Origin of the sequence: Nocardia brasiliensis NBRC 14402 (assembly GCF_000308475.2) — a bacterium.
In the GTDB taxonomy this organism is placed as follows: domain Bacteria; phylum Actinomycetota; class Actinomycetes; order Mycobacteriales; family Mycobacteriaceae; genus Nocardia; species Nocardia brasiliensis.
On sequence record NZ_BAFT02000073.1, the window covers coordinates 13,449 to 30,441 of the forward strand.

The 16,993-nt window shown below is 68.0% G+C and carries 16 protein-coding genes; 6 read left to right on the forward strand and 10 right to left on the reverse strand.

Annotation, left to right across the window (positions count from 1 at the left end; genetic code table 11):
• The first annotated feature begins 45 nt into the window (after nucleotides 1-45).
• Nucleotides 46-1,503 carry an AMP nucleosidase gene (locus TY25_RS26820; protein WP_042260538.1) on the forward strand — a complete coding sequence of 486 codons (1,458 nt, stop codon included), beginning with the start codon at nucleotides 46-48 and terminating at the stop codon, nucleotides 1,501-1,503.
• Here the strand turns inward: TY25_RS26820 and TY25_RS26825 are convergent.
• Nucleotides 1,500-2,411 (reverse strand): TolB family protein, encoded by a 912-nt coding sequence (locus TY25_RS26825; RefSeq protein WP_042260540.1) that lies wholly within the window; start codon nucleotides 2,409-2,411, stop codon nucleotides 1,500-1,502. The genes TY25_RS26820 and TY25_RS26825 overlap by 4 nt on opposite strands.
• Nucleotides 2,412-2,721: 310 nt before the next feature.
• Here TY25_RS26825 and TY25_RS26830 point away from each other — a divergent pair, with 310 nt between their 5' ends.
• Nucleotides 2,722-3,192 (forward strand): histone-like nucleoid-structuring protein Lsr2, encoded by a 471-nt coding sequence (locus tag TY25_RS26830; protein WP_063602766.1) that lies wholly within the window; start codon nucleotides 2,722-2,724, stop codon nucleotides 3,190-3,192.
• A gap of 68 nt (nucleotides 3,193-3,260) precedes the next feature.
• Here TY25_RS26830 and TY25_RS26835 read toward each other — a convergent pair whose 3' ends face one another.
• From TY25_RS26835 to TY25_RS26845, 4 genes are all read right to left on the reverse strand, one after another.
• Nucleotides 3,261-3,926 carry a peptidylprolyl isomerase gene (locus tag TY25_RS26835; protein WP_042260542.1) on the reverse strand — a complete coding sequence of 222 codons (666 nt, stop codon included), beginning with the start codon at nucleotides 3,924-3,926 and terminating at the stop codon, nucleotides 3,261-3,263.
• Nucleotides 3,927-4,019: 93 nt separating this feature from the next.
• A complete protein-coding gene (sph, locus tag TY25_RS26840) occupies nucleotides 4,020-4,991 on the reverse strand; it encodes a sphingomyelin phosphodiesterase (RefSeq protein ID WP_042260543.1) in 972 nt (323 codons plus the stop codon).
• A gap of 116 nt (nucleotides 4,992-5,107) precedes the next feature.
• Nucleotides 5,108-5,245, reverse strand: a complete 138-nt coding sequence (locus TY25_RS43435; RefSeq protein WP_169744359.1) for an MFS transporter small subunit — start codon at nucleotides 5,243-5,245, stop codon at nucleotides 5,108-5,110.
• Nucleotides 5,242-6,615, reverse strand: coding sequence for an L-lactate MFS transporter (locus TY25_RS26845; RefSeq protein ID WP_042260545.1), 1,374 nt, complete (start codon nucleotides 6,613-6,615; stop codon nucleotides 5,242-5,244). The genes TY25_RS43435 and TY25_RS26845 overlap by 4 nt, the downstream gene beginning before the upstream one ends.
• Before the next feature lie 241 nt (nucleotides 6,616-6,856).
• Here TY25_RS26845 and TY25_RS26850 point away from each other — a divergent pair, with 241 nt between their 5' ends.
• The gene (locus TY25_RS26850; protein WP_146154167.1) at nucleotides 6,857-7,717 is read left to right on the forward strand and encodes a hypothetical protein; all 861 of its coding nucleotides are present in this window, start codon (nucleotides 6,857-6,859) and stop codon (nucleotides 7,715-7,717) included.
• Between the two features lie 115 nt (nucleotides 7,718-7,832).
• Here TY25_RS26850 and TY25_RS26855 read toward each other — a convergent pair whose 3' ends face one another.
• Nucleotides 7,833-9,320 (reverse strand): alpha/beta fold hydrolase, encoded by a 1,488-nt coding sequence (locus TY25_RS26855; protein WP_042260549.1) that lies wholly within the window; start codon nucleotides 9,318-9,320, stop codon nucleotides 7,833-7,835.
• Nucleotides 9,321-9,557: 237 nt separating this feature from the next.
• Between TY25_RS26855 and TY25_RS26860 the strand changes: the two genes are divergently transcribed.
• Nucleotides 9,558-10,265 carry a response regulator transcription factor gene (locus TY25_RS26860; RefSeq protein WP_042260552.1) on the forward strand — a complete coding sequence of 236 codons (708 nt, stop codon included), beginning with the start codon at nucleotides 9,558-9,560 and terminating at the stop codon, nucleotides 10,263-10,265.
• Entirely contained in the window at nucleotides 10,265-11,596 is a 1,332-nt protein-coding gene (locus tag TY25_RS26865) for a HAMP domain-containing sensor histidine kinase (RefSeq protein WP_042260554.1), read from the forward strand. The genes TY25_RS26860 and TY25_RS26865 overlap by 1 nt, the downstream gene beginning before the upstream one ends.
• Here the strand turns inward: TY25_RS26865 and TY25_RS26870 are convergent.
• The 4 genes from TY25_RS26870 to TY25_RS26885 form a co-directional block, all read right to left on the reverse strand.
• A complete protein-coding gene (locus TY25_RS26870) occupies nucleotides 11,585-12,370 on the reverse strand; it encodes an SAM-dependent methyltransferase (RefSeq protein ID WP_042260570.1) in 786 nt (261 codons plus the stop codon). The genes TY25_RS26865 and TY25_RS26870 overlap by 12 nt on opposite strands.
• A gap of 184 nt (nucleotides 12,371-12,554) precedes the next feature.
• The gene (locus TY25_RS26875; protein WP_042260556.1) at nucleotides 12,555-13,595 is read right to left on the reverse strand and encodes a hypothetical protein; all 1,041 of its coding nucleotides are present in this window, start codon (nucleotides 13,593-13,595) and stop codon (nucleotides 12,555-12,557) included.
• A 721-nt stretch (nucleotides 13,596-14,316) separates the two neighbouring features.
• A complete protein-coding gene (locus TY25_RS26880; protein WP_042260558.1) occupies nucleotides 14,317-14,556 on the reverse strand; it encodes a hypothetical protein in 240 nt (79 codons plus the stop codon).
• A gap of 9 nt (nucleotides 14,557-14,565) precedes the next feature.
• Nucleotides 14,566-15,945, reverse strand: a complete 1,380-nt coding sequence (locus TY25_RS26885) for a S8 family serine peptidase (protein WP_081869134.1) — start codon at nucleotides 15,943-15,945, stop codon at nucleotides 14,566-14,568.
• Nucleotides 15,946-16,357: 412 nt separating this feature from the next.
• Here TY25_RS26885 and TY25_RS26890 point away from each other — a divergent pair, with 412 nt between their 5' ends.
• On the forward strand, nucleotides 16,358-16,816 hold the full coding sequence (locus TY25_RS26890) for a hypothetical protein (protein WP_042260560.1): 459 nt from the start codon (nucleotides 16,358-16,360) through the stop codon (nucleotides 16,814-16,816).
• Nucleotides 16,817-16,993 lie beyond the last annotated feature (177 nt).

Genomic DNA, 16,993 nt, shown 5'->3' on the forward strand with positions numbered 1-16,993 from the left:
ACGGTGTCCTCACGACGGCTGGGCGAACGTGAGCTGGGAGGACACATGCCGGGCAAGCACGAAGGCACCTCGTTGACCGGGGCCGAGGCGCTGGACCGCCTGGACGCGCTCTATCAGCAGTCGGTCGGCGCGCTGCGGACCGCGTTGCGGGACTTCGTCGAGAACGGCACCGTGCCCGACGCGGCCGCCCGCGCCGCCGGCGCGTTCGCCTACCCGGAATTGCGGATCAGCTGGGACGGTGCCGCCGCGCCGAAGAACCGCTCCCGCGCGTGGGGGCGGTTCACCCGGCCGGGCAGCTACGCCACCACCGTCACCCGGCCCGACCTGCTGCGTCACTATCTGTCGGAGCAGTTGGCGATGATCGAACACGACTACGATGTGCGCGTCGAGGTATCGCCGTCGCACCAGGACATCCCATTCCCGTACGTGATCGATCGCGCCGACCTCGCGCTGGATCGTTCGATGGCCGCGGCGCTCGCGAAGTATTTCCCCACCACCGATCTGGCCACGATCGGTGACGAAACCGCGGACGGCATCCTCGACCCGGCCGACACCTTCCCGCTCAGTCATTTCGACGCGTTGCGCACCGACTTCTCGCTGGCCCGGCTGCAGCATTACACGGGCACGCCCGCCGAGCACTTCCAGTCGTTCGTGCTGTTCACCAATTACTCGCGCTATGTCGACGAGTTCGTGCGCTGGGCCGGCGAGCAGATCGCCGATCCGGACGGCCCCTATGACCGTCTTTCCTGCGCGGGCGGCACCGTGATCAGCGCCGAGACCGCGGGCGTCGGGCTGATCTCCGACCTCGCGTGGAAGAAACACCAGATGCCCGCCTGGCATCTCACCGCGCCCGGACGGCGCGGTATCACCCTGGTGAACATCGGTGTCGGCCCGTCGAACGCGAAGACCATCTGTGATCACCTCGCGGTGCTGCGCCCGCACGCCTGGCTGATGATCGGCCACTGCGGCGGGCTGCGCGAGAGCCAGGCGATCGGTGACTACGTGCTCGCGCACGCCTATCTGCGCGATGACCACGTGCTGGATTCCGTACTGCCGCCGGATATTCCGATTCCCAGCATCGCGGAGGTGCAGCGGGCGCTGTACGACGCGACCAAGACGGTGAGCGGTATGCCGGGCGAAGCGGTGAAGCAGCGGTTGCGCACCGGCACCGTGGTCACCACCGACGACCGGAACTGGGAGCTGCGCTATTCGGCGTCGGCCCTGCGGTTCAACCTCAGCCGCGCGGTCGCCGTCGACATGGAAAGCGCCACCATCGCGGCGCAAGGCTATCGCTTCCGGGTGCCCTACGGCACGCTGCTGTGTGTCTCGGACAAGCCGCTGCACGGTGAGATCAAGCTGCCGGGTCAGGCGAACCGCTTCTACGAGGGCGCCATCTCCGAGCATCTCCAAATCGGTATCCGCGCAGTGGAATTCCTGCGCGCCGAGGGGGACCGGCTGCATTCCCGCAAGCTGCGCACGTTCAACGAGCCGCCGTTCCGCTAGCCCAGAATTCGGGTCGGGATGCGCCAGAGGGCGGTGGCGGCTGCGCCGTCGGCACTGGACTCGAAGGTGATCCAGCGTCCGTCCGGTGACCAGCTCGGTGCGCCGTCGTAGTGCTCGGAGGTGGTGACGCGTACGGGCCGGCCGGTGCCGTCGGCTCGGTGCGCGAAGATCTGAGCGTGCGGGGTGTGCGCGTGATCGGAGGAATACACCACCCAGTTCCCGTCCGGGGAGAAGCTGGCGTCGGTGTCCTCGTCCGCGCCGTCGGTGAGCGTCGCACGTCCGGTGCCGTCCGGCGCAATGGTGACCAGGTCCCAGTCCGCGGAATCCGCACGGCGCGACTGGAATACGATCCGATCACCGCGCGGGGACCAGTTCGGCTGGCGGTTGTCGGTGCCGGTGCCCGGGCCGTCCACGAGTTCGATGGGCAGGCCGTCGGCCCGGCGCACTTTCCAGATGCTGCCGCGCGCCCCGGGGCCGGTCTGGGTGTCGTTCTCCTGGAAGACGATCCATTCGCCGTCCGGGGCGAAACTCGGTTCGGTGTAACCGCGGATGCTGTCGTGTGTGGTCACCCGCGTCGGTGCGCTGCCCGGTGCGATCGTCCAGATCTCGTCCAGGTCGGTGACGTCATAGGAGAAGGTGATCAGCCCGGTCGGCTTGTTCCACGCCGCGCCCGGCAGATTCACCGCCGCCTGATCGCCTTTGCGCACCAGCACTTCCGGTGGCCCACCGGACGTGCGCAGCAGCCACAAACTCGCCCCACCGAGGTTGTAGCCCGCGTCGAACTGCGTGAACACCACGGCATTACCGTCCGGTGAAAAGGCGGCGTTCTGCGCACTCGCCCGCCTGGCCGGCCGATACAACAGTTCGGCTCCGTCCGGCCGAGTGACCGCGTCCTTGTGCTCGACCATGCTTTCCCGCTCCCGATTCGTTCGTGCTCCGCTCCCGGCCGCGCCCACCCTGACATGTTCGCCCGGTCGCCGTCGACGGCGCGGTTCGCTCATCGAAATACCCGCGCCACTTGCCGCGGCGGGTGTGCCGCGACGATCCACCGGAATGCGTACGAATTGCGTGGATCGGTGATGCGGTGCAGCTATCTTCACCACCGGATTTCAAAGCTGAAAATGCGCTCCGGGCAACGTATGCAACTGTATGTCGCGGTATCCGCCGTGCTAACGTCGCCGCTGACCCCGCTCCGTATTTCCTCGAAGGGAATCAAGAATGGCAAGGCAAATCATCGAGGCGTTGATCGACGACCTTGACGGCTCGAAGGCTGATGAAACGGTCTCGTTCGGTTTCGATGGCCGCATGTACGAAATCGACCTGTCGTATGCGAACGCGGCCAAGCTGCGTGCCCTCGTCGATCCGTGGGCGGAAAAGGCGCGCAAGACGGGCCGCGCCGGTGCGCGGGCGAGCGCCACCCCGCGGGCCCGCAGCGCCTCGGGCGACGGCCAGCTCGCCGCCATCCGGACCTGGGCCGCCGAGAACGGCCACCGGGTTTCGACGCGCGGCCGGATCTCGGCCGAGGTCACCGCCGCCTACCGGGCCGCGCACGAAGCGCCGGAGGCTGCCCCGGTAGCGGCCCCCAAAGCGCCCGCGGCGAGTTCGAAGAAGCCCGCGGTGCCCTCGTTCGTCGAACCCGCCAAGAAGACCGCGAAGAAGACGGGCAAGAAGGTCGCCGCAGGCGTCTAGTCCGCAGGCCGGTCGGCCGCTCGGCCCCAAAGGTGGGGCGGCTCTTCGGTTCCCGGCCGGCGCGCCGTTCAGGACAGCGTGGCGCTGGTGATCACGACCGGCTCGGCGGGCAGGCCGTCGCGCGGCCCGCGTTCGGTCGGCGTGATACCCGCGGCGACCATGCGATCGAGGACATCCATACCGGCTACGACCTGACCCAGCACCGAGTAGTTCGCCGGAATATTGGCGAACGAATGGACGATGAAGAATTCGCTGCCATTGGTGCCGGGGCCCTGGTTGCCCATCGCCACGGTGCCGCGCGGATAGGTTTCGGTGCCGTCGACCTCGTCCGGGAACTGGTAGCCGGGCCCGCCCTTCTCCACTTCGAAGATATCGCCGCATTGCAGCACGCCGAGGCGGGCGCTGTCGGTGAGCCGCCAGCACTGACTCTGGTCGTAGAAGCGTTGTGCCACCAGGCTTGTCATGTTCTGCACCGCGCACGGCGCGGCGCCCGCGCGGTTGAGCCGGATGGTGACCGGGCCGTAGTTGTAGTGGAACGTGACGTCGATGGTGCCGACGCCGAGTGCGACCGGCAGTGGCGGCGCCACGGGGCGGGCGGCCGGATTGTCCGGCGCGGTCGGCGTGAACGCGCACGTCACCACGGGCGGGCCGGCCGTGGCCGGGGTCGCGCCGACGACCGGACCGATCGAGGACAAGACGGCAATGGCGAGTAGAGCACCCCAACGTGACCGCATAGCAAGCAAACTAGCGGATCTCGCCGAAAAGCGTTCGCCAAAGCGGTAATCCGCCCGTGCCGGCACCCGGTGCGCAGCACGGGCGGTGCGCGGTCAGCCGCCTGCGATCACCGGGTAGTGATCGGACAAATTGGTGTAGGTGTAGTCCTTACCCTGACTGGTCACCGTCCAGGGCGGACACGATTCCTTGATGACGTTGTTCTGCCACGACGACGGCTTGGCGTGGCCCTTGCGGTGCAGGACGTAGTCCAGGTCTTCGCGCGGGTCGTTCGGGTAACGGTCGTGCGCGATCGAATTCTCCGCGGTGTCGAAGGAGTACTGATGACCGGTGCGCGAGGTCGCAGGCTCCAATCCGGCGTCGGCGAGCATCGAACCGTACTCGGCGGTGCGGGAATCGACATTCATATCGCCCGCCACCAGCACCTGCTCGGTCGCGGGGATGTTCTTTCCTTTGAGAAACGCGTCGATCTCCTTGAACTGCAGGGAACGATCGCGGGCCGCTTCGCCCGTGCCGCAGCCGGGATCGGTCGACTGCGCGTGCGTGCCGATCACGTGCACTTTGCTGCCGTTCACCGAGAGCATCGCGTAGGCGAAACCCTTGTTCGACCACCAGTCGGCGCCGCAGGCGTCGGCGAAGACGAACTGCTCTCTGCGCAGGATCGGCCACTTGCTCAGGATGGTGACGCCGCCATCCTCCGGTGTGGTGGCGGAATACTTGCCGCCCGTCGCGTCCCAGCCGTTCCTGGACCGGCCGACCACCGGTGTCTGGTGTGGATATTCACCTGCCGCAGCGGATTTCAGCGCGTCGGAGGCGCCGTTGTCGAACGCTTCCTGCAGCACGACGACGTCGTTGCCGTGGAAGAAATCGGTTTTCGGGATCTCGGCGGCGCGATGGTCCTGGCCCCAGTTGGGGTACAGGTTCTTGCTGAACAGAAAGGTGTTGTAGGTCAGCACGCGCAGTTCCGGCGTGGCCGCGGGGGCAGCCGTCGCTTGGCAGGGGATCGCCATACAGGTGGTGGCGAGTGCGGCGATGATGCTCAGCCTCGTGGGCTTGGTCAGCGGCAAGGCAGTTCCTCGTCTCGAAGTCGGACATTACGACCGCCATCGGATCAAGCCATGATGACTTTCTCATGACGCGATCATGATCAACTGTGTGCTGCCGGACGTCCGAGCGGCGGTGTTCAGTGAAACAGCTTGAGCAGGTTCACGATCAACCGATCCACGCCGTAGGCGAACGGGATCGCCACCCACAGCCAGGCGAAGATCAGCAGCGGAATGCGCCGGGGCAGTGTCGATTCGGTGCGTTCGGCGTGGGTCATACCGGGTCCTTCTCCGTGACGACGACCGTCGGCTCGGCCGTGCGATGGTGTTTCGCCGCCACCGGGCGAATCAGTTCATTGGCCGCGAAACCCACGCAGAGCAGCGTGATCATGATCGCGAACGAGGTCCCGTACAGTTCTGGGCCGGTCTTGCCGTGCCGGGCACCGGAATCGGCGATGGCGTTGACGATCAACGGTCCGGCGACACCGGCCACCGACCAGGCGGTGAGCAGCCTGCCGTGGATGGCGCCCACCTGGTAGGTGCCGAACAGATCCTTGAGATAGGCCGGGACGGTGGCGAATCCGCCGCCGTAGAACGACAGGATCACCATCGCGCCCAGGATGAACAGCGGCTTGCTCGTCTGGCCGACCGACCACACCATGGCGTAGGCCAGCGCGCCGACGCCGAGGTAGACGCGGTACATGTTCTTGCGGCCGATCACGTCCGAGAGCGAGGACCAGCCGATCCGTCCCGCCATATTGGCCGCGGACAACACCGCGACGAAACCCGCCGCCGCGGTGACGGTGACCGGCGTCGAGGTCTGTGCGAAGAAGTCGAGCACCATCGGCGCCGCCTTTTCCAGGATGCCGATACCCGCGGTCACGTTGCAGCACAGCACGATCCACAGCAGCCAGAACTGCGGCGTGCGGAGGGCGACGTTGGCTTCGACGTCGTTGTCGCTGACCAGTCGCCCGGTCTTTTTCGACGGCATCCAGCCTGCCGGACGCCAGCCCGGCGGCGGAACGCGGACGAGCAGCACGCCCACCGACATGAACACGGCGTAGGTCAGGCCCATCACCAGAAAGGTTTTCGCGATCCCCGCGTCGTCCTTGCCGAAACCCGACAGCAGCTGGGTGGTCCACGGCGAGGCGATCAACGCGCCGCCGCCGAAGCCCATGATCGCGAAACCCGTAGCCATGCCCGGCCGGTCGGGGAACCACTTGATCAGTGTCGACACCGGCGAGATGTAGCCGATGCCGAGCCCGATGCCACCGACGAAGCCGTAACCGAACACGATGAGCCAGTAGGCGCCGGTCGCCGCGCCGAGAGCCGAGATCAGCAGCCCGGAGCAGAAACACACCAGCGAGACCGTCATCGCCCAGCGCGGCCCGCGGCGTTCGACGAGGGTGCCGCCGAAGGCCGCGGACAGGCCGAGCATGACGATGGCGATCTGGAACGGCAATGCGCTGCCGGTGCCCGAGACGTCCATCGCCTTTTCCAGCGGCGGCTTGAACACACTCCACGCGTACGCCTGCCCGATGGCCAGATGAATGGACAATGCCGCCGGCGGCACCAGCCAGCGACTCCAGCCCGGTGGGGCGATGACACGGGCGTACCCGGTGGTGCCGGCGTCGGCGACTGCGGTCATGCGGCGATCTCCACTCTCAACTCTGTGGCGATCATATGGTTCGCGAACGTTCGCGAGTGCCGTTCCGCGCCGATACGCATCCGATGGTCCGCTGACCGGACCGGCAGGCCGTTTGCCGGTATTCCTGAACTGGGGCCCGGCCGCCCATCGCGCCCGCGGCGGCGAAAGCTGACAGAATCGAGGGGGAACCGCGCATCGGCTCGGCGCGGAACGCGGATTGTGCTGGTGGAGGGGGCTGTTCATGCCGGAACGCGATCTCCTGTCGGAGGCTTTCGTCGAAGCCGCAAGGCGGCAAGGGTTTTCCTGCCGGATCGTGTCCGCCGACCACATCGTGTTGCACGGCGGGCGCGGGCGCTTCGAGACGTCGCTGGCCAACCTGCGCCGGGTGGCCGCCGGTGAGCCGCAAGCGAACTGGTTCGCGCTGGCCGCCGATCATCTGGCCACCGGCATCGCCACCCTCGAACTCGCCGCGCACGACGGCGTGGACAGCTTCGCGGCGGTGCGCGACTCGATCCGAACCCGGCTGTACCCCAGCACGATGCGCGCGGAGGACGCGGTGCGCCGGATGGTCGCGCCGGGGTTGGTGCAGCGCGTCGTCCTCGATCGCGTGCACACCGTCGCCCAGGTCACCCACGAAATGCGCCGGGAGTGGCAGATCGGTGAGTACGATCTGTTCGCGCTGGCCGAACGCAATGTCCGCGCCGACGGCCCGCTGGAGGTCACGGTGCACGAATTCGACGATCCGCTCGCCGAAGGGTTACCGCTGTCGCTGCTGTCGGGCTCGGAGTACGCCACGGCGCACGTCCGCTGGCTCGGCGACTACCCGGTGACCGGGGCGGCGGGCGCGCTGGTGATCCTGCCCGCCAAACAGCACATGTACGCCTACCCGATCAACGATCTCGAGGTACTCCGGGCCGGGGCCGTGCTGGCCCAGCTCGCCGTCAACGGTTTCGCGGAACAACCCTGGCCGGTCAGCCAATCGATCTACCGCTGGTACGAAGGGCATCTCTCGCTCGCGATCAGCACCCGCCGCACCGAGAGCAGCCTCGCGTTGATCGCCTCGGACAACTTCGAACAGCTGCTCGGCACGCTGCCGGAGTAAGAGCACCGCGGATCGAGAGGAACCGGGTTCGGCCGCAAACCGGGGCGGCTGCCGAAATGACGCGGTGGGCGACGCGTCCTGCGCGTCGCCCACCGGTCGGTGGCCTGGTTGCGGATCAGTGCGGCACCGGGGTGACCTGGATCGGCGGTACGGTCCCCACACAGTCGGTCGAACCGGTGGTGCCGGTGCGGACGAAATGGTCGACGATGCCGACGACGCAGCCGCTGGGCTCCAGATCCGGGATGTGGCCGGTGTTGGGGACGGACAGGAACGTGGCGCGCGGGAACATCGCCGCGACCCGCTGCCCGTTCGCGTCCGGCGTGATGGCGTCCAGGTCGCCGGAGAGCACCAGCACCGGCACGTCGGGCAGCGTGCCGCGTGCCGGGGCGGTGTGCGCCTCGGTGACCGCGGGCCAGCGCAGGCAGGCGTTGCCGCCGTCGCGCATACCCCCGCTGAAGCCGGCCGCGCTGAAGGCGCCGGTGCGGCCCGCCGCTTCGACACTGTGCCGGTACTGCTGATCGCGCTCGGGCAACGACGCCTGCCGCGACCACAGCGTGGGATAGTCGTTGCACGCGACGGTGAGGAACAGGTCGATGTTCTCCGTGGCCGGCTCGCCGCCGGCGCGAGCGGCGAACTGCCGCAACGGCGTATCGTCACCCCGCACGGCCGCGTGCAGCGCGGCGGGCAACGTGCCGAGCGGGGTCAGCTCCGTCGGATTCGCACCCAGATTGCTGGTGCCTACCTCGAAAGCCAGTGTGGCCAGCTTGCTTTCGTCGAGTTGCCACGGCGCGGGACCGTCGATCGTCAGCGGATGCGCGGCCAGACGTTGCGTCACGGCGGTCAGATCGGCCACGGCCGTCGCACCGTCACACGCTCGGCTGCGCTCGCAGATCCGTTGCAGCGCAAGCGACAACGCCTCGGCACTGGGCCGGGAGAGCAGATCGAAGTCGGGCGGGTAGGCGCCGGTCAGCACCATGGACTGCACGCTGTCAGGGTGGCGCTCGGCGTAGATCGGCATCAGGTAGGTGCCGTAGGAGATGCCGTAGAGCACCAGCTTCGGAATACCGAGGCGGGCCCGCACGGCATCGAAATCGTCCGCGGTGGCCGCCGAGGTGTAGCCCGCGGCGCGCGAGCCGAGCTGTTCGGCGCACCGGGCCACCATTTGCTGCTGCTGGTCACGGGTGCCGAGCTGGTAGCCCGTCTCGTCCGCGCCGCAGTCCAACGGGCTGGACAGCCCGGTGCCGCGCGGATCGACGAGCAGCAGATCGTGGTCTTCGAGCATCAGCGCGGAGAGCTGGGCCGCCTGCTCGGCGTGCGCGATCAGCGGCACACCGGGTCCACCGGGATTCGGTGCGATGGTACCCACCGCGGGCGCGTCCAGTTTGCTGCGCCGGATGAGCGCGTAACTCACTGCCACAGTGCCTGATTCGGGCTGATCCGCGATCAATGGCCGGGACTGCACCCCGCACTCGACCCGATGGCCCGGCACGGTCGGGCACCAGTCGGGTCCGGGTGGGGCGGCGCCGTCGGCGCACGCCGTGATCATGGTCGCCGCGGCGAGGGCCGCCAGCACACTCGCGACTGCCCGCATACTCTTGCGCATCGTCGAAATCCCCTTTGTCGGAACGCTTCCCGCATTCGGTTGCGGTATGGGACAGATCCTGTGCGGTGGATGTCAGCGCATTGCGAGGGCCACGCAAGAAACAGGTAAGAATTCCAGGGACCGCGCGAAGGTGCTGGTGGGGGTCTGACCGGCGCTCGGCGAGCGCGGCGTGACGATGGTCACGAAGTGAACGGCCTGACCCCTGCGGCATCGCTACTCACCAGCAACAATGACGGAGTGAACACCACCAGCTCGTCAGTACCCGCCGCGTCGGTCCTCGTCGCGGAGGACGATCCGCACGTGCGCAGCACGCTGGACCAACTGCTGCGCTTCGAGGGCTATCAGGTGTACCTCGCCGCGGACGGGCAGGAAGCCCTGGAGCTGCTGGCGCAGCAGCGGCCGGACCTGGCGGTGGTCGATGTGGAGATGCCGCGCCTCGACGGCCTGTCGCTGTGCCGGCTGCTGCGCCGGCGCGGTGACCGGCTACCGATCCTGGTGCTCACCGCCCGGCAGCAGATCGGCGACCGGGTGGCCGGTCTCGACGCGGGCGCCGACGACTATCTGCCCAAGCCGTTCGCCACTGACGAGCTGCTCGCCCGGTTGCGAGCGCTGCTGCGGCGCAGCACCTTCGACGAGGCCGACGACACCGTGCTGGCGGTCGACGACCTGACCCTGAACACCGCGACCAGGCAGGTGCATCGCGGCGACCGCCCGATCGAACTCACCAAGACCGAGTTCGACGTGCTGGAGCTGCTGCTGCGCAACGCGCGGATCGTGTTGAGCCGCAGCCGGATCTACGAGCACATCTGGGGTTTCGACTTCGATACCGAGTCCCGCTCACTCGATGTCTACATCGGGTATCTGCGGCGCAAGACCGAAGAGAACGGCGAACCCCGGCTGATCCACACCGTGCGCAACGTCGGCTACTCCGTGCGGCCCGCGTGATGCTGCGGGCACGGATCACCCTGGTCGTCGTGGTCGCGATCGTGGCCGCCATCATCGTCACGCTCGCGACGTCCTACCGCGGGGTCGTGGGCCTGATCAGCGCGCAGTTCGCGCACAGCCTCAACGATCGGGCCGACGCGGTCCTCGCGGTGCTGCCCGCGGTATTGCCCGAACGGCCCGACACCATCGAGCAACTGCTGGGCGCGGACGGCATCGCACACCCGCTCGTCGCGGACCGGATCGTACTGCCGGTCGCCGATGCCGATCGGGCGGTCGCCAGAACCGGCAGCGGCACAGCCGAATACAACATCGATCTGGACGGCAAGCCATACGGCATCCTGACCAAGCCGCGGCCGGGCGGCGGCGCCGTGATGGTGGCCCAGCGGTACGAGAAGCCGGATCAGATCGACCAGGAATTCCTCTGGCGCACAGGCGGTATCACCGCGCTCGCGGTGGCGGTGTCGGCGCTGCTCAGCTGGCTGGTGATCGGTCGCATCCTGCGGCCGGTACGCCGATTGCTCGCCGCGACCGAGCACATCAGCTCGACCCAGGATCTCTCGGTGCCGCTGCCGCCCACCGGCCGCGACGAAATCGGCAGGCTCACCGGCAGTTTCGCGACCATGCTGGCCGCGCTGCGCCGTTCGCGCGAGCAGCAGCACCGGCTCGTGCAAGACGCCAGCCATGAGCTGCGGACCCCGCTGACCTCCATTCGCGGCAGCGCGGAACTCCTGCAGCGCGCCCGGGGGCGGCTCGCTCCCGAGGACGAAACCAAGGTGCTGCACACGTTGGTCCAGGAGTCCGTCGCGCTGGACGCGCTCGTCGCCGAACTGGTCGAGCTGGCTACCGATCAGCGCACCACGGAGGACGTCACCTCGCTGGACCTGGCGACGCTGGCCGAGGATTGTGCGCAGCGTTTCCGGCACCGCAGCGGGCGGACCATCACGGTCACCGCGACGGGGACACAGCCAGTGCTCGGCCGGTTGCGCGCGCTGGAGCGGTGTATCGACAATCTGCTGGGAAACGCGATCAAGTTCAGCCCGGCGGATACGCCGATCGAAGTGCGGGTCGAGGGCACGGAATTGACGGTGCGCGACCACGGGCCCGGCATCGCGCCCGCCGATATCACCGCCGTCTTCGACCGTTTCTATCGGGCCGCGAACACGCAGAGTACGCCGGGTTCCGGCCTCGGTCTCGCAATCGTCGACGACATCGTGACCGCGCATCACGGCACGGTGTTCGCCGAGCCCGGCCCTGGTGCCCGCGTCGGTTTCCGGCTGCCACCCGAAGCGGCACCGGCCGACGCGTCGCGGCGTAAACGGTCAGCCGGCTGATTTGCGGCCGAGACCGCCGTAGATCACCAGGCGAGTCGCGGGCAGATCCGTGCGGAGGAACTGCTGTGCCGGCGCGACGCCGGGCGGGATCAACTCGAAGCCGGTCATGAGGGCCTCGATCTCCTCCGCCGATCGGTAACGCACCTGGGAGGGGGTGTTCTCGGTGTCGGACTGGGATTGACTGATGAAGTCCGGATTGGTCTCGTTGGACCCGTGGGTGATGGCCAGGTAGCTGCCCGGCGCCATGGCATCGCGGAACGCGGCGAGGATATCGGCGGGCTTCTCCTCGTCCATCACGTAGTGCAGTACACCGATCATCAGCACGGCGACCGGTTCCTCGAAGTCGATGAGCGACTCCGCCCGCAGGCGGTCGATGATCTCGCGCGGGCGGCGGATGTCGGCCTGCATGACCGATAGGCCGGGCGAGTTGGCCAGCAGCGCGTCGCAGTGCGCGCGCACGACGGGGTCGTTGTCGACGTAGACGACTCTGGCCGAAGGCTCTATCTCCCGGGCGACTTCGTGCACGTTGGGCGAGGTCGGGATGCCCGCGCCGAGGTCGATGAACTGTTTGACGCCCGCGTCGGCGGCCGATTCGACTGCGCGGACCAGGAATTGGCGAATGAACCAGGCCAGGGTCTTGGTGTCCGGGGCGATGGCGAGCATACGATGGGCGACCTGGCGGTCGACCTCGTAGTTGTCCTTACCGCCCAGCATGTAGTCATAGATGCGCGCGGAACTCGGCACTGCGGGATTGAGTCCAGGCGCTCGGTCCATCCCCGACAAGGTTTCCTCCCGGTGGGTCTCGGCTTGCTCGATCTCGAGCGTAGCGTTCGAGCAGCCGGCCCGGCGCACGGCAAAGCGTCATAATCCGCCCGTCAGGGCCGAATTTTCGACTGGAACCGCGGCGTGGTTCCGTACAGATACTCGGCGTAGCCGTTATCGGCGCGCCGCGCGCGAGTCACTCCTGTTCAGCAAGCCTGGCTGCCCGTGCCATCAGCGTGTCGGCGACAGGGCGGGCGCGCCGGCCCAGGCCGCACGCGGTGGCGACCCCGTCGACCGGCCGGCCGAGGGCCTGCTCGATCTGCCGCAACGTCTGCAATTGCGCTGCCTCGGTGGGTATGTCGTGTACCAGCCCCGCGTAGAAGCGGGTGCCCTCGCGCAGCTTCAGGCCCGACAGCGGCGCATAGAACGTGCTCTCGGTCGAGGGCGGCTTGTCCCCGGCCGCGAACGGGGCGTGGATGAATTCCAGCGGGCGGTCCGAAGGCCACTGCCGGGCAAGGCAATTGGCGAAGTCGACGATCGGGCGTGCGTCCCGCAGCGTGGCCCGGGACTTGTTGTGCAGGCTGCCCACGCACATGTGCACGCCGAACCGGGTGCCCGCGGGCGCGGCGGCGGCCAGTGCGGCGATCCGCTTGCTCAACCCCAGCACCCGGTTCACCATCCGGTGCCGCGGCTGCGTCTGCGCGAGCAGCACCAGTTCCGCGGTGGCTTCCAGTTGAATGACCACGTCACCGCCGGTGAGCCGCTGGATCGCGGCGATATCGCGGAGCGCGGCCGCGGTGAACGCTTTTCGATGCCGCAGCAGGCCGGTGAAGCCCATGGCGATGAAGGCGAGCGTGAAATCGGTGGGCATGCCGATCTGCAGGGTGAGTCCGGGCAGTCCGTGCCGCTCACGCGCCGCCAGGAAAACCGGCAGGGCCTCCTCGGCCTCGTGCAGATAACCCAGATCCATCAGGTCGGCGGTGAGTCGTTTACCGCGCGCGGGCCGGTAAATCGTGCGCTGCTGGCTGGTGTTCCACTCGCCCGCCTTCTTCAATTCCAAGGCGCCCTGCGCGACCAGATCTTCGATTATCGGTTTGACGTAGAACTCGTAGCGTCGGGTCTCACCGGTGGGCAGCGTTCGTAGCAGGGAACCGGAAGTGTCGAGCATTGCTTGCATCGCGGTAGCTGTGCTCTCGGCCGGAAAACTGCCGACGAAGTGCACCGCTCGCGTACCCATGGGTCGGATCTTAGACGGGAGGGTTCCAGTGTGGGCCGATGTCGGGTTCCAATACGGAATGTTGTGCATTCGATATGTCGCGTGGGGGCTGTCGCGCACCGTGCGTCGTACTGGGAGAACGCTGAATCAGTCTGGCGGACCGGGAAATTCACCGGAAACTGGTCCAGTGCACGCTCTGGGCAGATCCGTAGCGGCCGATCGGCTACGCGAAGGCAACTCTTGCGCAATCGCTCAATCACGCAGGCGGCGCGCCTGATTCGGCCCGCGACAAGCTGACGCCCGATCTCGGCCAGGGGCCGGTAGTGCGCGAAAGGTGGTGCGTGTCACGGGGGAGGGTGGCGCGCGACCGGCGAAGGGTATGGCGTAATGCGGCGAGGGCGACGCGGTCAAGGTGATGCGGCGAAGGCGGCGCGCGACGCGGCGAAGGGGAGGCCGTAACGCGGCGGAGGCGGCGCGGGGGAGCTTCGCGCGGCGCGGCGGAGGCGGCGCGGGGAAGGCGACGCGACGAAGGGTAGGGCGTACGCGGGGAAGGCGGCGCGTGGCGCGGCGGAGGCGGCGCAGGGAAGTTGGCGTGGCGCGGCGAGGGCGACGCGCGATGCGGCGAAGGGCAAGCGTACGCGGGGGAGGCGGCGCGTCACATGGCGGCGCGGTGTAGGCGGCAACGATTGCGGTGCGCAGGAACGCGGGCGCGGCGCCGCGGGGGGTGGGCTGAATCAGCTGCTCAGACAGGTGGTTTCGGGTCGTCCATCGCCTCGATGCGGGGGTCGGCGAAGATCTCGACCTGGTCGATGTCCAGCCGCGCGGCCGCCGAGTCGGTCACGCGCAGGGCGTAGAGCCCCTGCGCGGGATCGACGGGGATGAGACCGTACGCGGTGTCTACGTCGTCGACCGTGAGCTTCAGTTCGCGCAGTGCGACGGCCAGGGTCGCGTTCGCGGGAAGCCGGATCGTGAGCAACGGCATGCTCCCACGTTACGCGCGGGAGGCCGATTTGTTCAGTTCCGCGAGCAGCGCGGCCGTGTCGGCGATGCCGTAGCCGTAGTCATAGTTGTAGCCACCGGCCTGCGCGGTCGCGGTGCGCTGCAACAACGTTCGCAGTTGGGCCGGCGGCAGCGCGGTGGCGGACCACTGCGTGCGCACGGCGGCGACCAGGCCGGCCGCCACCGGGCAGGCGGCCGAGGTGCCGGTGTCGGGCTCGGTCGCACCGAAGGCCTTCGACCCGAGAAAGTGCGTGTAGGAGCAGATGTCGGGCTTGCGATCGGTCAAACGGCCCGGCCCCTGCGAGGAGTAGCCCACCCGCTGGTTCTTGGTGTCGACACCCGCGATGGACAGCACGCCGGGATGGGAGTTCGCGCCGCCGATCGGGCGGTCCTTGTAGGCGCAGCGGCCGTCGGGGCAGTCGCGGCCGCAATTGCCTGCGGCGAAAACGATATCGGCGCCCGCGGCCTCCAGCGACCCGACGATCACGTTGAACGGATGCGACGGATTGTCGGAGTAGTTGCCCGGCCGCCCGACCGGGAAGTCCCAGCTCGGCGAGAAGGAGCCCCAGCTGTTGCTGATCACCAGCGCGCGGGATGCGGCGGGCTGGTCCGTCAGCACGGTGCGCAGGTGCGCGTAGGCGGCCAGCGCGTCCGAGAGCAGTCCGTCCATGGTGCTGCCGCCCTGCCGGGTGCTCTGCAGCACCGGGATGTCGAGCAGGGTGGCCTGGGGTGCGGCGATGAGCGCGTCGAAGGCGCACATGCTGCCGTGCGCCACCGGGAACTCGCCCGCGGTTCCATTGACACCGGGGGGATTCCAGCTGCGCGCCTGATCGATGTGCACTGCGCCGCCCCTGGCCTGCTGAACGTGCGCGGCGTTGATGCCGGTGTCGACGATGGCCAGTGCCACCCCTTTGCCGTCCAGTCCGGCGGCTCCCAAATCACCACGTCGCACCAATGTTTCGACGTCGTGCCAGTTCCCGACCGCGGGCGTGTCGCCACAGGTCAGACTGGTCTGGATCACCGGATCGGCGAATACTCCCGTGACGCTGCGGGATTCGGACAGCTGAGCGACGCCGCGGGCGAGGTCGTCGTCCGCGATCTCGCCGCGCACCACCACTGATGCGTCCACCGGGTCCAATGAGTAGCTCAGTCGCTCGATGGCGGCCGCGGCGGGCACCGGCTTCGGCACCGCGACCGGGGCATAGGACTGATCGAGCGTGATGCCGGACAGATGCCCGGCGACATCGGCCGTGGCGACCGGAACGGCGCGATCGGCCACTGCGGTAATCACATCGACGGACGGGCGAAGCTGGATGAGTACGCGCATGGCCGACATACTGCCGTCCGCGGCCGGGAAGTTCGCGTTGGGCACGCCAGGACGGGCCGATGTCGCTATGGGCGGGCGATCGCCGTCGGGGGAAAGCGCAAGCTCTGGGCAATTTCGCCGGGCCGGGCGTGGTCGGGATCACAGCGCGGGCATTTTCCCCGCATCACCGGGGAACGGGCGGGCCAGGAATTGTGGACCGGCCGAATTCCGCTTTGGCTACCAGGATGTTCGCTTCCGGCAATTCCGGGTGGGTGCGTCAGAATTGCGGTACTGCACCGGTGTTGCGCATTGCTCAGCCGAAAACCGTTGATACTGAGGGAGTTAGGAATCGTTTGCCAGCGTAATCGAGCGGTGGTGGGTACGCTCGGGCTGGTTGCCGATCGCTTCCATTCGGTGGGAATCGGCCTCGGTCAACCGTGTTCGACCTGCTGGATCACGGTACAGATGGGACGGTTCGATGAAATCACTGACACGTTCGGCCCTGATCGGAGCCGCCGTATGCTTGGCGGCGGCGTTAGGCGGCACACCTGCCGCGGTCGCGGCTCCCGACACCCCCGGCGAGCACCTGTGCACCATCAAATATCCGACGCCGGAAGGCGATTTCTCCACCTACGCCGCCAGTGAAGCGTTCGCGTCCTCGCACAACGACGGCACCTTCGACCTCACGCTGTACACCGACGCCAACTCCGAAACCGGATACGACCAGCAGTTCCGCGTGGTCTGGGCGAATCTCGACACCGGCCGCAACGGCGGCGGCGACACCTCGGCCCGCGTACAGGGCCCCGACAACGTCCTCTCGATCCCCGCCGTAGACACCAAACCAGGCCGCATCGCCCTGACCCTGAGCGTGTTCAACCACGGCGAAGACCAGAACTACACCAACGGCGACTGCACAATCGAATACGTCGCCCACTAGCCGCACCCCCGCGCACGTTCCGCCGCCCCGCGCGCGTGTCGTTCGAACGACACGCGCGCGGGATGGGGAAAGCCGTGCGGGATGGGGAAAGCCGTGCGGGATGGGGAAAGCCGTGCGGGACGGTGAGAGTCGTGCGGGACGGTGAGAGTCGTGCGGGACGGTGAGAGTCGTGCGGGA

Excerpts from the sequence above, each read along its gene's own strand:
- TY25_RS26830 (WP_063602766.1), top strand. The coding sequence starts at position 2,722 with ATGGCAAGGCAAATCATCGAGGCGTTGATCGACGACCTTGACGGCTCG.
- TY25_RS26865 (WP_042260554.1), top strand. The coding sequence starts at position 10,265 with ATGCTGCGGGCACGGATCACCCTGGTCGTCGTGGTCGCGATCGTGGCC.
- TY25_RS26845 (WP_042260545.1), bottom strand. The coding sequence starts at position 6,615 with ATGACCGCAGTCGCCGACGCCGGCACCACCGGGTACGCCCGTGTCATC.
- TY25_RS26850 (WP_146154167.1), top strand. The coding sequence starts at position 6,857 with ATGCCGGAACGCGATCTCCTGTCGGAGGCTTTCGTCGAAGCCGCAAGG.
- TY25_RS26870 (WP_042260570.1), bottom strand. The coding sequence starts at position 12,370 with ATGGACCGAGCGCCTGGACTCAATCCCGCAGTGCCGAGTTCCGCGCGC.
- TY25_RS26890 (WP_042260560.1), top strand. The coding sequence starts at position 16,358 with ATGAAATCACTGACACGTTCGGCCCTGATCGGAGCCGCCGTATGCTTG.
- TY25_RS26880 (WP_042260558.1), bottom strand. The coding sequence starts at position 14,556 with ATGCCGTTGCTCACGATCCGGCTTCCCGCGAACGCGACCCTGGCCGTC.
- TY25_RS26855 (WP_042260549.1), bottom strand. The coding sequence starts at position 9,320 with ATGCGCAAGAGTATGCGGGCAGTCGCGAGTGTGCTGGCGGCCCTCGCC.
- TY25_RS26820 (WP_042260538.1), top strand. The coding sequence starts at position 46 with ATGCCGGGCAAGCACGAAGGCACCTCGTTGACCGGGGCCGAGGCGCTG.
- TY25_RS43435 (WP_169744359.1), bottom strand. The coding sequence starts at position 5,245 with ATGACCCACGCCGAACGCACCGAATCGACACTGCCCCGGCGCATTCCG.
- TY25_RS26875 (WP_042260556.1), bottom strand. The coding sequence starts at position 13,595 with ATGGGTACGCGAGCGGTGCACTTCGTCGGCAGTTTTCCGGCCGAGAGC.
- TY25_RS26835 (WP_042260542.1), bottom strand. The coding sequence starts at position 3,926 with ATGCGGTCACGTTGGGGTGCTCTACTCGCCATTGCCGTCTTGTCCTCG.
- TY25_RS26825 (WP_042260540.1), bottom strand. The coding sequence starts at position 2,411 with ATGGTCGAGCACAAGGACGCGGTCACTCGGCCGGACGGAGCCGAACTG.